Annotated in this window: 15 protein-coding genes; 11 read left to right on the forward strand and 4 right to left on the reverse strand. The window is 72.0% G+C overall.

Annotation, left to right across the window (positions count from 1 at the left end; translation table 11 throughout):
* Nucleotides 1-23 precede the first annotated feature (23 nt).
* Complete coding sequence (locus OHA73_RS14720) at nt 24-1,019, forward strand: Gfo/Idh/MocA family protein (RefSeq protein WP_327658461.1); 996 nt, start codon at nt 24-26, stop codon at nt 1,017-1,019.
* A 6-nt stretch (nt 1,020-1,025) separates the two neighbouring features.
* Here OHA73_RS14720 and OHA73_RS14725 read toward each other — a convergent pair whose 3' ends face one another.
* Nucleotides 1,026-2,654, reverse strand: coding sequence for an alkaline phosphatase D family protein (locus OHA73_RS14725; RefSeq protein WP_327655252.1), 1,629 nt, complete (start codon nt 2,652-2,654; stop codon nt 1,026-1,028).
* A gap of 109 nt (nt 2,655-2,763) precedes the next feature.
* Between OHA73_RS14725 and OHA73_RS14730 the strand changes: the two genes are divergently transcribed.
* The 3 genes from OHA73_RS14730 to OHA73_RS14740 all read left to right on the forward strand — a co-directional run bounded on the left by OHA73_RS14730 (nt 2,764) and on the right by OHA73_RS14740 (nt 4,567).
* Nucleotides 2,764-3,534 (forward strand): SDR family oxidoreductase, encoded by a 771-nt coding sequence (locus OHA73_RS14730; protein ID WP_327655253.1) that lies wholly within the window; start codon nt 2,764-2,766, stop codon nt 3,532-3,534.
* A 110-nt stretch (nt 3,535-3,644) separates the two neighbouring features.
* Nucleotides 3,645-4,208 (forward strand): DoxX family protein, encoded by a 564-nt coding sequence (locus OHA73_RS14735; RefSeq protein ID WP_266720242.1) that lies wholly within the window; start codon nt 3,645-3,647, stop codon nt 4,206-4,208.
* 11 nt (nt 4,209-4,219) lie between these two features.
* Complete coding sequence (locus tag OHA73_RS14740) at nt 4,220-4,567, forward strand: MazG-like family protein (RefSeq protein WP_327655254.1); 348 nt, start codon at nt 4,220-4,222, stop codon at nt 4,565-4,567.
* Nucleotides 4,568-4,666: 99 nt separating this feature from the next.
* Here OHA73_RS14740 and OHA73_RS14745 read toward each other — a convergent pair whose 3' ends face one another.
* Complete coding sequence (locus tag OHA73_RS14745; protein WP_266720238.1) at nt 4,667-5,065, reverse strand: NUDIX hydrolase; 399 nt, start codon at nt 5,063-5,065, stop codon at nt 4,667-4,669.
* Between OHA73_RS14745 and OHA73_RS14750 the strand changes: the two genes are divergently transcribed.
* From OHA73_RS14750 to OHA73_RS14760, 3 genes are read left to right on the forward strand one after another with little or no spacing between them, the layout of a single operon-like run.
* Complete coding sequence (locus OHA73_RS14750) at nt 5,064-5,648, forward strand: MOSC domain-containing protein (protein WP_327655255.1); 585 nt, start codon at nt 5,064-5,066, stop codon at nt 5,646-5,648. The two genes, OHA73_RS14745 and OHA73_RS14750, sit on opposite strands and share 2 nt — an antisense overlap.
* A 1-nt stretch (nt 5,649) precedes the next feature.
* Nucleotides 5,650-6,237 (forward strand): GrpB family protein, encoded by a 588-nt coding sequence (locus OHA73_RS14755; RefSeq protein ID WP_267070646.1) that lies wholly within the window; start codon nt 5,650-5,652, stop codon nt 6,235-6,237.
* A gap of 46 nt (nt 6,238-6,283) precedes the next feature.
* The gene (locus OHA73_RS14760) at nt 6,284-7,189 is read left to right on the forward strand and encodes a glycosyltransferase family 2 protein (protein ID WP_327655256.1); all 906 of its coding nucleotides are present in this window, start codon (nt 6,284-6,286) and stop codon (nt 7,187-7,189) included.
* Nucleotides 7,190-7,217: 28 nt separating this feature from the next.
* Here the strand turns inward: OHA73_RS14760 and OHA73_RS14765 are convergent, their stop codons facing one another.
* Both OHA73_RS14765 and OHA73_RS14770 read right to left on the reverse strand, forming a co-directional pair.
* Nucleotides 7,218-8,759 carry an HtaA domain-containing protein gene (locus tag OHA73_RS14765; RefSeq protein ID WP_327655257.1) on the reverse strand — a complete coding sequence of 514 codons (1,542 nt, stop codon included), beginning with the start codon at nt 8,757-8,759 and terminating at the stop codon, nt 7,218-7,220.
* A gap of 38 nt (nt 8,760-8,797) precedes the next feature.
* Nucleotides 8,798-10,204: an HtaA domain-containing protein gene (locus tag OHA73_RS14770; protein WP_327655258.1), complete on the reverse strand. Its 1,407-nt coding sequence runs from the start codon at nt 10,202-10,204 to the stop codon at nt 8,798-8,800.
* Between the two features lie 151 nt (nt 10,205-10,355).
* On the opposite strand from OHA73_RS14770, the gene OHA73_RS14775 reads away from it, so the two are divergent.
* From OHA73_RS14775 to OHA73_RS14790, 4 genes are read left to right on the forward strand one after another with little or no spacing between them, the layout of a single operon-like run.
* Entirely contained in the window at nt 10,356-11,429 is a 1,074-nt protein-coding gene (locus OHA73_RS14775) for a heme/hemin ABC transporter substrate-binding protein (protein WP_327655259.1), read from the forward strand.
* A 1-nt stretch (nt 11,430) separates the two neighbouring features.
* Nucleotides 11,431-12,522: a FecCD family ABC transporter permease gene (locus OHA73_RS14780; protein WP_327655260.1), complete on the forward strand. Its 1,092-nt coding sequence runs from the start codon at nt 11,431-11,433 to the stop codon at nt 12,520-12,522.
* Nucleotides 12,519-13,361 (forward strand): heme ABC transporter ATP-binding protein, encoded by an 843-nt coding sequence (locus OHA73_RS14785; RefSeq protein WP_327655261.1) that lies wholly within the window; start codon nt 12,519-12,521, stop codon nt 13,359-13,361. Before OHA73_RS14780 ends, OHA73_RS14785 begins: the two co-directional genes overlap by 4 nt.
* Nucleotides 13,362-13,377: 16 nt before the next feature.
* Nucleotides 13,378-13,857, forward strand: coding sequence for a hypothetical protein (locus OHA73_RS14790; protein WP_266720223.1), 480 nt, complete (start codon nt 13,378-13,380; stop codon nt 13,855-13,857).
* Nucleotides 13,858-13,876: the final 19 nt, after the last annotated feature.

Here is a 13,876-nt window from a genome sequence, read left to right on the forward strand (position 1 = left end):
AATATCTGGAGTGGGTGGGCACGATGGTGAAGCGGGTGCGCTGGGGAATCCTCGCGACGGGCGGGATCGCCGCGTCGTTCACGGCCGATCTGCTGGATCTGCCGGATGCCGAGGTGGTGGCGGTGGCCTCGCGCACGGAGGCCTCCGCGAAGGCGTTCGCGGAGCGCTTCGGGATCGAGCGGGCGTACGGCGACTGGGCCTCGCTCGCCGCGGACGAGGACGTCGATGTCGTGTACGTCGCGACGCCGCACGCAGCGCACCGGGAGGCGGCCGGGCTCTGTCTGGAGGCGGGACGCGCGGTGCTGTGCGAGAAGGCGTTCGCACTGAACGCGCGGGAGGCGGCGGAGCTGGTGACGCTGGCGCGCTCGCGGGGCGTGTTCCTGATGGAGGCCATGTGGATGTACTGCAATCCGCTGGTGCGGCGGATGAAGGCGCTCGTCGACGAGGGGGCGATCGGTGAAGTCCGCACGGTGCAGGCCGACTTCGGTCTCGCCGGCCCCTTCCCGCCCTCGCACCGGCTGCGTGATCCGGCGCAGGGCGGCGGCGCGCTCCTCGACCTCGGGGTGTACCCGGTGTCGTTCGCGCAGCTGCTGCTCGGGGAGCCCGCTGCCGTGACGGCGTCCGCGCAGCTCTCCGAGGAGGGCGTCGACCTCCAGACGGGGATGCTGCTCTCGTGGGACAACGGCGCCCACGCGCTGCTGCACTGCGCGCTCAACGCCGGTACGGGTGTGACCGCTTCGGTCACCGGGTCGGCCGGGCGGATCGACGTGCCGGGCGGGTTCTTCTCCCCGGAGCGGTTCGTGCTGCACAGGGACGGGCGGGACCCGGAGGAGTTCGTGGCGGCGCCGGAGGACGGGCCGCACGACTCGATGCGGCACGAGGCGATCGAGGTGATGCGGCGGGTCCGGGCGGGCGACACGGAGTCGCCGCTGGTGCCACTGGAGGGTTCGCTCGCCGTGATGCGGACGCTCGACACCGTCAGGGAACGGGTCGGCGTCCGCTATCCCGGCGAGCACTGAGGGTGCCTACGCGGGCTTGAGCCCCGGCTCACCGGCGGCCGTCACGAACGAGGCCGCCGTGGTGAGGGCCGCCCCCGGCGTGGTCACCGCGGACACCGTCTTGAAGTCGGCCCGTGCCGCCTCCTGCCCCAACTCCACGGTCACGTAGCCGCGTTGACCGTTGTAGTGCTTCATGTGCGGGTTGCGGTCGAGGTACCCGGCCCAGTTGGCCGGCTTGGCGGAGCCGTCCTTGCCGCTGGTGATCGACGTCGTGACGATCTCGGTGCCGACCGTGCGCGAGCCCTGGTCGGCGGCGTCCCGCTTGATGTCCATGGCGTACGAGACGTGGACGTCGCCGGTGAGGACCATCAGGTTCTCGACGCGGGCGGCCTCGGCGCCCTTGAGGATCCGCTCGCGGGAGGCCGGGTAGCCGTCCCAGGAGTCCATGGAGAGCGTGCCGTCGCCCGCGGGGTTGGCGCGGCGGGCGAAGGTGACCTGTTGCGGGACGACGTTCCACAGCGCCCGCGAGTTCCGCCAGCCGTCGGTCAGCCAGCGCTCCTGGGTGAAGCCGGGCAGCGTCTGCGAGGCGGCCTCGGACTCGGGCGTCGGGGCCTTCCAGCCGTCGCCGTTGGCCTGGTCGGTGCGGTACTGGCGGGTGTCGAGGATGTCGAACTGGGCGAGCCGGCCCCAGTGCAGCCGCCGGTAGAGCCGCATGTCGGGGCCGCTCGGCACCTGGGGGCGGCGCAGCGGCTGGTTCTCCCAGTACGCGCGGTACGCGGAGGCGCGGCGCAGCAGGAACTCCTCGGGCGGGTTGCCGTTCTCGTCGGTGTCGCCCGCGTAGTTGTTCTCGGTCTCGTGGTCGTCCCAGGTGACGACGAAGGGGTGCGCGGCGTGCGCGGCGCGCAGGTGCTCGTCGCTCTTGTAGAGGGCGTACCGCAGCCGGTAGTCCTCCAGCGTCACGGTCTCCCGGTTGAAGACGTCGGGCAGCACGCGGTCGGTGTAGTTCCGGGCGCCGCCGACGGAGGTGACGGCGTACTCGTAGAGGTAGTCGCCGAGATGGAAGACGACGTCCACATCGTCCTGGGCCAGGTGCTCGTACGCGGTGTAGTACCCGTCGTGGTACGCCTGGCAGGACACGGCGGCGAGGGTGAGCGCGGAGGTCTTCGCGCCGGCGGCGGGCGCGGTGCGGGTGCGGCCCGCGTCGCTCACCCAACTCCCCACGCGGAAGCGGTAGTAGTACACGCGCCCCGCATCGAGCTTGTCGACCTCGACGTGCACGGTGTGGTTGTACTCGGGGTGCGCGGTGGTGGTGCCGCGCCGCACCACGCGCCGGAACTTCTCGTCGAGCGCCAGCTCCCAGGCCACGTCGACGCGGGCGGCGGGCAGGCCGCTGCCGGTCTCGTACGGGGACGGGGCGAGCCGCGTCCACAGCAGCACGGAGTCGGGCAGCGGGTCGCCGGAGGCGATGCCGAGCGTGAAGGGATCGCTCTTGATCTTCCGGGCGTCGAGCTCGGCGGCGGCCGCGGTGCCCGCGGTCGGGAGGTTGGTCGCGAAGGCGAGCGCGGCGGCGGCGCCGGTGACGGTCAGGAATCTTCTGCGGCCCAAGTGCTGGGCAGCGACACGGAGTTCGGCTGCGTGCTGCGGTATGTGAGGCATGAAGCGTTATTGCAGTGGCCGGGGACGACGGTGGACTGTCGCGTACACAACAGCCACATGGCGGATCGATGATCTCCGCGTGGCCGCGCGACCCGTACGCTGCCGCCTCATGAACGCTTCGCAAACGGACACCGCTTCGCGCACCGCCGTCGTCACCGGCGCGGGCTCCGGCATCGGCCGGGCCGTCGCCCTCGAACTGCTGCGCGCGGGCTGGCGTGTGGCCCTCGCGGGCCGCCGCACCGAGACGCTGGAGGCGACCGCGGCCCTCGCCCCGGACGCCGACTCCCTCGTGGTCCGCGCGGACGTGTCGGACGCCGATGCCGTGGCGGCCCTCTTCGCCACCGCTGCGGACCGCTTCGGCCGCCTCGACCTGCTGTTCAACAACGCGGGCACGTTCGGCCCCGGCGGCGTGGGCATCGAGGACCTGGAGTACGACGCGTGGCGGCAGGTCGTCGACGTGAACCTCAACGGGGCGTTCCTGTGCGCGCAGGCGGCGTTCCGGCAGATGAAGGAGCAGGACCCGCAGGGCGGCCGGATCATCAACAACGGCTCCATCTCGGCGCACGCGCCGCGCCCGCGTTCGATCGCGTACACGACGACGAAGCACGCGCTGACCGGCCTGACGAAGTCGCTCTCCCTGGACGGCCGCCCCTACCGGATCGCCTGCGGCCAGATCGACATCGGCAACGCGGCGACCGACATGACCGAGGTCATGCAGCGCGGCATTCCGCAGGCGAACGGGGAGCTGGCGGCGGAGCCGGTGATGGACGTCGCGGACGTGGGCCGCACGGTGCGGCACATGGCGGAGCTGCCGCTGGAGGCGAACGTCCAGTTCGCGACGGTGCTGGCGACGAACATGCCGTACATCGGCCGCGGCTGAGTCCAGGCTCCTCCCACGATCCGGTGTGTGGACTTGATCCACTGCACTACTGTCACTCGAACGGGCCTGCGCACCAGGTGCGGGCCGGACGAGTGCCGGACGGTGAGGTCATGACCTGCTCACGTTTTCGTACATCTCGTAATTCCCGCTCCGGGCGCCTCGACCTGGGGCTGCTCGCGCTGCGCGTCGGCACCGGCGGGGTGCTCGCCGCGCACGGCGCGCAGAAACTCCTCGGCTGGTTCGGTGGCGGCGGGGTGTCCGGCACGGCCGCCGGCATGGAGGCCATGGGGTACCACCCGCCCAAGGCGAGCGCCATCGCCGCCGGGCTCGGGGAGGCGGGCGGCGGAGTGCTGCTCGCGCTCGGGCTCGCGACGCCGGTGGGCGGGGCGGCCGCCGCCGGGACCATGGCGGGCGCGGCCGCGGTGCACGCGCCGAACGGGTTCTTCGCGATGAGCGGCGGCTACGAGTACCCGGCGTTCCTCGGCTTCGCCGCGGCGGGCCTCGCGGTGACCGGGCCGGGCCGCTACTCCCTGGACCACGCGCTCGGCCACGCCCTGAACCGGCACTGGATGGTGCCGGCGGCGCTCGTCGGGGCGGGCGCGGCGGCGGTGGCCGTGGTGGCGTCCCGCAACAAGCAGGTGGCCGCGCGCCAGGACGAGAAGGAAGAGGAATAGCGTCGTCCCTCGTGACTACGGACGACGACAACGACCTGTGGGCGACGGTCGACCGGCTGCGCGCCTGGCTCGACGACAACAACGCGCGCCCGCCCCAAGAGGCCCTTCTCCTACGGCTGTTGAAGCTCTCCGAGGAGGTCGGCGAGGTCTCCCAGGCGGTGATCGGCGCGGTCGGCCAGAACCCCCGCAAGGGCGTCAGCCACTCTTGGGGCGACGTCGAGTCGGAGCTGTGCGACGTGGTGGTGACGGCCCTGGTCGCCCTCGGCACGCTTACGCAGGATCCGCGGGGGGCGTTGCGGGCGCACGTGGCGAAGGTGGCGGAACGCTCCCTGGGCCGTTCTAGTCCCGGCGACGGTTGAGCCAATTTAGCCCCTGCGGCGATTGAGCAGCGGGGTCCGGGGCAGAGCCCCGAGGCGTGTCGACGGGGAGCCGTCTGCTCAATCGCCGCAGGGGCTAAATCAGAGCCACCCCAACTCCCGCAGCAGCGGCACCACCTGCCCACCGACCGCCGGCGCGAGCCGTACGTCGCCCAACCCGTCGGTCCACCTCATCGCGGCCAGCTCCGCCGCAGGCGACGGCTCACCGGACAACGTGGCCCCGAAAACCACCATCCGCATCGGCACGCCCTCAAGCGCCGCCACGTCCTCCACCACGGCGAGCCGCTCGACGTCACCCGGCACGACCCCGAGCTCCTCGTCCAGCTCGCGCGCCAACGTCTCCTCGGGGCACTCCCCCGGATCCGGCTTGCCACCCGGAAGATAGAAGACGTCCGGCGCGGCCTGCTTGCTGACGACGAGCAGCCGCCCGTCCCGCACAACGGCCGCGGCTACCACGTCCATCACTGTTCCCTGCTGCATGCGGCGATTCTCTCCCGGCTACGCTGACGCCGTGGACAACGGCATCGTTACAGCGGTCAGCAGCAACGGCACCTACTCCTTCACCAAGCCGAACCGCGAGAGCATCACGCTGCTCGCGGGGCTCGGTGTCGACGGAGACGTGCACGCGGGCGTCACCGTCAAGCACCGCTCGCGCGTCGCCCAGGACCCGACGCAGCCGAACCTCCGCCAAGTGCACCTGATGCACGAGGAGTTGTTCGAGGAGGTCGCAGGGGTGGGGCACGCGGTGCGGCCCGGTGACCTCGGCGAGAACGTCACCACGCGCGGCATCGACCTGCTCGCCCTGCCCACCGGGGCCCTGCTGCACTTCGGCGAGGGCGGCGCCGTCGTCGAGATCACGGGCCTGCGCAACCCGTGCGTACAGATCGACGCGTTCCAGGACGGACTCCTCAAGCGGGTCGTGGGCCGGAACCCGGAGACCGGCGAACTGGTCCGGAAGGCCGGTGTCATGAGCGTCGTACGGGAGGGTGGCGAGGTCCGCCCCGGTGACGCGATCCGGGTGGAGCTGCCGGCCGAGCCGTTCCGGCCGCTGGAGAGGGTCTGAGATGCCCGAGCACGAGAAGCCCGTCGTCGTCCCGTACGACCCCGAATGGGCCGCCGGTGGGCGGGAGTTGTGCGCCCGGCTGCGGGAGCGCCTCGGCCCGTCGGCGCTGCACGTGGACCACATCGGGTCCACCTCCGTGCCGGGCATGGCCGCCAAGGACATCTACGACGTGCAGGTGAGTGTCGCGGATCTGGATGCGGCCGCGGACGTCTTCGAGGCGCCGCTGGCCGCGCTCGGGTTCGTACGCTCGCCGTATCTGCGCGATCACGTACCGGCCGGGCGCGAGGCCGACGAGGACCCCGCCGACTGGGCCAAACGGTACTGGTCGCGGCGGAGCGGCACCGCCCCGGACGTCAACCTGCATGTCCGCAGGGCGGGTTCGCCGAACGAGCGGCTCGCGCTGCTGTTCCGGGACTGGTTGCGCGCCACGCCGGACGCGGTCCCGGCGTACGCGCGCTTCAAGTACGCACTCGCCGAGAACGTCCCCGACACCGGCACGTACGCCGACGTGAAGGACCCCGTCGTCGACCTGGTCGCGGTCGTCGCTGAGCAGTGGGCGGCGGCCACCGGCTGGCGCCCCCACCCGTGACCCCGCGGCAGTGGAGCGCACAAGGTGAACGGCTACCATCGCCGCCATGACTGACAGGCACCGAAGCACCGAACTCCCGCGCCTGGGTGTGGCCATCGTCACCATGGGAAATCGGCCCAAGGACGTGGACGCCCTCCTGGAATCGGTGGCCAAGCAGGATGCGGTGCCGGCCCGCGTCGTCATGATCGGCAACGGGACGCCGCTGCCCGCGTATCCCGGCTACCCGTTCGAGGTCACGACGGTCGAGCTGGACGAGAACCTCGGCTGCCCCGGCGGCCGCAACGTCGCCCTCGCCCGGCTACGCGAATTCGGCGACGTGGACGTGGCCGTGGAGCTGGACGACGACGGGCTGCTCGTCGACGCCGACGTGTTCTCGACCATTCAGCGGCTGTACTCGGAAGACCCGAGGCTCGGCATCGTCGGCTTCCGGATCGCCGACGAGCTCGGTGAGACCCAGCGCCGCCATGTCCCGAGGCTGCGCGCAAAGGATCCGATGAAGCGGGGGCTCGTGACCGCGTTTCTCGGTGGCGCGCACGGTTTCTCGATGAAGATGCTCGACGAGACCGGCGACTGGCCCGCCGACTTCTTCTTCACGCACGAGGAGACCGATCTTGCGTGGCGGGCGCTGGATGCCGGCTGGAAGGTGCTGTACGAGCCGTCGCTGCTGCTCCAGCACCCGAAGACGTCCCCGGCCCGGCACGCCGTCTACCACCGGATGACCGCCCGGAACCGGGTGTGGCTGGCCCGCCGCCGCCTCCCCCTCCCGCTGATCCCGCTGTACCTGGCGGTGTGGACCGGGATCACGCTGCTGCGTACGAGGTCGCTCGGCGGCCTGCGCGCCTGGGCCGGCGGCTTCGCGGAAGGGCTGCGCGCCTCCGCCGGGGAGCGCCGCCCCATGCGCTGGCGGACGGTGTGGCGGATGACGCGGCTCGGCCGCCCGCCGCTGATCTGACGGGCGACGGACGGCCGGGCTCGGGCGGTCAGGACTGCGTGCGCCGCCTGCGCGTGGCGTACACCGTGCCCGCACCGGCCGCGGCGATCAGCGCGGCGGCAGCGGCCAGCGGACCGGCCGGGACGTCGGCACCGGTCGAGGCCAGCGAACCTCCGGTGGTGGAACCGGTGCCGCCCGTCGTCGAGCCGGTGCCGCCCGTGGTGCCCGAAGTGCCGCCGCTCGTACCGCCGTTGGGCCCTGTGGGGAGTTCGGCGTTCTCGTCGAGGGAGACGGCCGCGGTGACCGGGTCGAGCGCGGCGCCCGCCTCGTAGAAGCCGCCGAAGGCCTTCGCTCCGCCGGCGGTGAGGGTGGCGGCGGCGCCGTCCACCTCGACGACGTCGTTCTTCGCGGTCAGGGCGCCGGAGCCGAGCTTCAGGGTGGCCACGGTCAGACCGTCGTACGTGGAGACCTTCCCGGTCTCCTGGTCCTTGCTGGAGACGTCGGCGACGAGCTTGCCGCTGCCGCCCTCCGCCGTCACGCGCAGCTCGCTGAACTGCAGGTCGAGGGCGTACTCGCCGCCCTCCTCGTGGCCGAGGAAGCGGACCTTGCCGGCGAACTTCGCGTCCAGCGACTTGGCGTCGGCGTCGTAGCTGCCGCTCGCGTCGCCGAACCGGTACCCCGAGCCGTTCTTGCCCGCGCCGCCGGAGAGTTCGACCTTGCCCTTGGCGATCGGCCCGGTGATGTACGTACGGAAGGACTCCTTGACGCCCCAGTCCAGGTTGCCGTCGACGATCTCGCCGGAGACGGCGGCCGCGGGGGCCGTCGACGCGGCCGCGGTCGGCTTGCCGGTCGGGGTCGCGGTCTTCGTGGGCTTCGGCGCCGCCGTGGCCGTGTCGGTCGGGGACGGTGACTTCGTCGGGGGCTTGGTCGGCGCGGGCGAGGTCGGGGCAGAGGCCGCGGTGACGGTCAGCGTCGCCGGGTCGAGGGCGGTGCCCGCCTCGTACATCCCGTTGAAGGCCTTGGCGCCGTCGGCGGTGAGCGTCGCCGGGATGTCCTTGAAGGTCATGGCGCCGCCCGCGCCCTGGCCCGGCTTCACGGCGGACAGGTCGAGCGTGGCGAACTCGATGTCGTTCTGGGTGCTGCCGTTGAGCGTGACGTCGGCGTCGATGTGACCGGTCGTGCCGGAGGTCACCACCTTCACGTCGGCGACCTTGATGTCGAAGCGGTGGGCGGTGGAGGCGAACCGGACGGCGCCCTTGAACTTCGTGTCCGTGCCGTGCGTCGCCGTGTCGTACGTTCCCGTGCCGCCGCCGAAGGTGAAGGCGCCGTTGCCGGCGGCCTGCGTGGCCCCGTCGGTCGCCTCGATCTTCCCGAGGGCGATGCCGGTGACGTACTTGCGGAAGGACTCCTTGATGCCCCAGTCGAGCGTTCCGTCCTTCAACTCGACGCTCGGCGCGGCCTTTTCGGCACCGGGAGCGGCCTTTTCGGCGGCGAAGGCGGGCAGGCTCAGCGCGCCGCTGCCGAGCGCGACGGCGGTCGCGGCGGCGAGGGCTATGGGGTGTCTGGTGATCGGGTGGCCTGTGCGAGACATCTGCTTCTTTCCTCAACTCTTCGAGTGGGAGCGCCCGTTCAGGGGCGCGGGGAACGGCGCGAGCGAAGGACCAGGAATCCGACGGCGGCGAGCACGAGGGCCACGACGGCGACGATCCCGGAGACCGCGCCACCGGAGAGCCCCGAACTCTCGGCCGCCGAAGTGGACTTGGCCTTCGGGGCGTCGGAGCTGTGGGCGGGACTGGGCGAGGCGGAGCTGCCGAGGTCGGGCAGCGCGGGCAGTGCGGCGTCGGCGTCGAGCGCGACCGCGAGGGAGACCGGGTCCATCGCGACCCCCTTGCGGTACATGCCACCGAAGGCCTTCGCCCCGGCGGCGGTGAGCTTCGCCGGGGCCTCGTCGACCCGTACGAGCCCGTCCTTCGCGGCGAGTTCGTCGACGTCGAAGGTCACGAGTGCGGTGTCCTTACGGGTGCGGCCGTCGCCGGTGACGTCGGCGCGCAGCGTGCCCTTGCCGTCGGCCACGTCGACGGCCACGTCCGCGAACTTCAGGTCGAGCCCGTGTTTCCCGGTGAACCGCACGGACCCGGTGAACTCGGCGTCCAGGGTCTGCTTCTTCTTGTCGTACGACCCTTCGCCCTCGGGGAAGCGGAACAGCGCGCCGCCGTCCCGCGCCCCGTCGGCGAGCTTCCATTTCCCCTGGGCGATGTCCCCGGTGACGTACTCGCGGAAGGTGCGGCGCACGCCCCAGTCGACAGCTCCGTCCCGGACGGTGCCGGTGCCTGTGTCGGTGTCGTCCTTCTTGGCCTTCTTCTCCTTGGACCCGGCCGTCGCGGTGGGGGAAGGCTTCGCGGGGTCCTTCTTCGGCTCGACGTCGGCGGACAGGCTGACCGGGTCGAGCGCGGTGCCCGCCGTGTAGTAGCCGGCGAAGGACTTGGCGCCCTGCGAAGTGAGCGTGGCGGGAACACTGTTGAGGGTCACGGCGTCGCCGTCGCCCTTCATGTCGATCCCGCCCAGGGAGAGGGAGGCGAAGGGCACCTGGCGGGACGACGTGACCGTCCCGGTGCCCTTCGCCTTGCTCACGACATCGACGTAGAGCGTCCCGCCGCCGCCCGCGATACGGACGGACGGGTTGCTGATCGTCATGTCGAGTTCGTGCGAACCGTCGTCCTTCTTGTGTCCGACGAAGTGCACACCGCCGGAGAACGAGGAGTTGAAGGCGCCGGTCGAACCGTCGTAGCCGCCGCTGGCCGAGTGGAAGCGGAACCCGCTCGCGCCGACGGTCGCCGCTCCCCCGGTCAGGGTGTAACTCCCCTTCGCGATGGGCCCGGTGATGTAGCTCTGGAAGGACGACTTCACACCCCAGTCGAGCCGGCCGCCCTGCACGGTACGGGTCGCGGCGTGCGCTCCGGGGGCCGGCAGCAGGGCGGCGAGCAGGCCCGCGAACAGGGCGAGAGCAAAGACGCGTAGGGGTGCGCGTCGAATCATGACGGTTCCTCCGGGACTCCAGCACCAGACGCCACAGGGTCCTGACGCAGACTCTGGCGACTTAGGTAAGGCTAACCTAAACTATGATCGCTTCTGCCAACAGCCCCTCCGCTTGCAACAGCCCCTACGCTCACGACAGGACGGACCCCGCGTGCCGACGCCAGCCGCTCCCGCCCCGCCCGCCACCCGACGGCCCGGCCTGCTGATCTCCGTACTCGTCGCCGTCCTCGCGCTGGCCGCCACGGCCTGCGGCGGCGGCTCCACGAAGACGAATGCAGGGACGAACGCGGGGACGGACGCGACCGGATCCGGCGGCGGAACCAAGTCGTCCGCGACCTCGAACCGCCTCGAACCGCTCGCCCCTTCGCCGAAACCGGAACTCCCGGCGACCGTCACCTCGGCCGACGGCAAGAAGGTCACGGTGAAGCGGGCCGACCGGATCGTTCCGCTGTCGGGCAGCCTCAGCGAGATCGCCTTCGCCCTCGGGCTCGGCAAGCGGGTCGTGGCGCGGGACATCACGGCCACGTTCGACCAGGCGAAGAAGCTGCCGGTGGTCACCCGCAACCACGACGTCTCCGCGGAGAACGTGCTCTCGCTCAAGCCGGACCTGGTCCTCGCCGAGACGACCTCGGGCCCCGACGAGGCGATGGAGCAGATCCGCGACGCGGGCGTCCCGGTGGTCGTGATCGACCCGGCGAAGGGCCTCGACGACGTCGGCACCCGCATCCAGGCGGTCGCGAAAACACTCGGAGTCCCCGCCGCCGGGCGGGAGTTGACGCAGCGGTCGGAGGACCGGATCGCTGCCGTACAGAAGGACATCCCGGCGCGGCACGGCGACGAGCCGCGCGTCGCCTTCCTCTATCTGCGCGGCTCGGCCTCCGTCTACCTCATCGGCGGCAAGGAGTCCGGCGCGACCTCACTCCTGAAGGCGGCGGGCGCGGTCGACGCGGGCGCGGACTCGGGCCTGAAGAAGGACTTCACCGCGATCACCAGCGAGGCCCTCGCGAAGGCCGCGCCGGACGCGATTCTCGTCATGGCCAAGGGACTTGACTCCGTCGGCGGCATGGACGGACTGGTGAAGATCCCCGGCGTCGCCGAGACCCCGGCAGGCGTCGACCGCAGGGTCGTCTCCGTCGACGACGGCGTGCTGCTCAACTACGGCCCGCGCACGGACCAGGTACTGAGATCGATCGTGGACCAGCTGTACGGGAAGGACGGCGCGTGACATGGCGGCGACGGTGACGAAACCCACGGCGCCCGGAGCGCCACCCGCCGAACCGCGTCCCCAACACCGCAGCAGAGCATGGGTTCTGACGGCCTGTCTGATCGCGGCCCTGATCACCCTCGCCCTGCTCTCGGCGGGAATCGGCGCTTACCACATCGCACCCCTGGACGTGCTCGCCTCCGCCCAGCACCGCCTGGGCCTCGGCGGGCAGGCGCTCGACCGGGTCGGCGAATCCGTCCTGTGGAACGTGCGCCTGCCCCGCGTCGTCCTCGCCCTCCTCGTCGGCGCCTCGCTCGGCTGCGCGGGCGCGCTCATGCAGGGCGTGTTCGGCAACCCGCTCGCCGAGCCCGGCGTCATCGGCATCTCGTCGGGCGCGGCGGTCGGCGCGGTGGCCTGCATCGCACTCGGCCTGAACTTCTTCGGTACGTGGACCATCACGGCCTGCGCGTTCGCGTCGGGCCTCGCGACGGTCCTGATCGTCTACGTGATGTCCCGCTCGGGCGGCCGCACGGAGGTCGTCACGCTCATCCTCACGGGCATCGCCGTGAACGCCTTCGCGGGCGCCCTGATCGGCCTGTTCCTCTCCTACGCCGATGCCGCCGCCGTCAACCAGATCACGTTCTGGCAGCTCGGCTCGCTGGCGCAGGCGACCTGGCCGAAGGTGCTCGCGGTGCTGCCCTGCGCGGCCGTCGGCCTGCTGGTCGCGCCCTTCTACTCCCGGAAACTGGACCTGCTGTCGCTCGGCGAACGCCCGGCCCGGCACCTGGGCGTGGACGTCGAGAAGCTCCGGATCACGCTGATCCTCGTCATCGCACTGCTCACGGCGGCGGCCGTGGCGGTCTCCGGCGTCATCGGCTTCGTCGGCCTGGTCATCCCGCACCTGCTGCGGATGCTCGCGGGTCCGGGACACCGCTTCCTGGTCCCGGGCAGCGCCCTCGGCGGCGCCGCCGTCCTGGTCGCGGCCGACCTCGCCGCCCGTACGGTGGCGGCCCCCGCCGAACTCCCCATCGGGGTGCTCACCGCGCTGACCGGCAGCCCGTTCTTCTTCTGGCTGCTGCGCCGCACCCGCCGTAAGCAAGGAGGCTGGGCATGAAGGGCCGTTGGAGCACGCTGCTGCGGGGCCCGCGCCACCGCGCCCTGCCCGAGCGGTACGCCGCCGGGGACACGGTCGCCGAGGCCCGCGCCCTGCACGTGCACCTGGGCGGCAGGCCGGTCCTGTCCGGCGTCGACCTGGACGTGCGGGCGGGCGAGGTGCTCGCGCTGGTCGGGCCCAACGGGGCGGGGAAATCAACCCTGTTGGCGGCCCTGGCGGCGGATCTCCCGGCCGCCTCCGGCGAGCTGCGTGTCCACGGGCGGGCGGCCGACGCCTGGTCACCGGCCGAACTGGCGCTGCGCCGTTCCCTGTTGCCGCAGTCGGCGACGCTCTCCTTCCCGTTCCCGGTGGCGGACGTCGTCCGGATGGGCCGGGCGCCGTGGGCGGGCACGGAACGCGAGGACGAGGACGACGCGGCGGTCGCGGCGGCCCTCGCGGCGACGGAGACCGCGGCCTTCACCGCCCGCCCCTTCTCGGCGCTGTCCGGGGGCGAGCGCGCCCGGGTGGCGCTTGCCCGGATCCTCGCCCAGTGCGCGGGGCTGCTGCTCCTGGACGAGCCGACGGCCGCGCTCGACCTGCGCCACCAGGAACTGGTGCTGCGGGTGTGCCGCGAACGGGCCGCCGCGGGCGACGCGGTGGTCGTCGTCCTGCACGACCTGGGCCTGGCCGCCGCGCACGCCGACCGGGTGGCGGTGCTGCACGAGGGACGCATCACGGCGCTCGGCCCGCCGGCCGAGGTGCTCGAAGGTCCGCTGCTCAGCGACGTGTACCAGCACCCGGTCGAGGTGCTGCCGCACCCGCGGACCGGGGCACCTCTGGTGGTGCCGGTACGGCCGTGACTGGTTGGGTGTCCCCATGGTCGTCGTCATCACGAGCGTCATCGCGGTCCTCGGCACCCTGCTGGGCGCCGCACTGAGCCACATACTGCAGAGCCGCACGGCCGCCCGCGGCCAGGACTTCACGCGCACGGAACGGCTCCGCCAGGAACGCATCGACGCGTACTGCGCGTTCGGCGGGGCGCTCGCCAACTATCGGCGGGGGCAGCTGGATCGCTGGTTCCCCGAGCACGTCGACCGGCCCGGCGAGACGGCCGACGTGCACGAACTGCGGCGCGAGGCCTTTCGGTTGAGGGCGGCGGCGATGGAGGCGATGTTCCGCGTCGAGCTGCTCACCGAGGCCCCGTCGCTGGCCGTGCTCGCCCAGGAGGCGATGGCGTCCGTCGACCGCATCCCCACGGCCGACGACCGCGAGGAACTCCGGGTCGTACGCGACGAGTCGCGCGGCCTCATCCACCAGTTCATCGCGGCGTCCCGCCCCCACGTGAACCCGGCCTGATCCAAACGACAGGCCCTAT

The organism is Streptomyces sp. NBC_00483 (assembly GCF_036013745.1).
Lineage (GTDB): Bacteria > Actinomycetota > Actinomycetes > Streptomycetales > Streptomycetaceae > Streptomyces.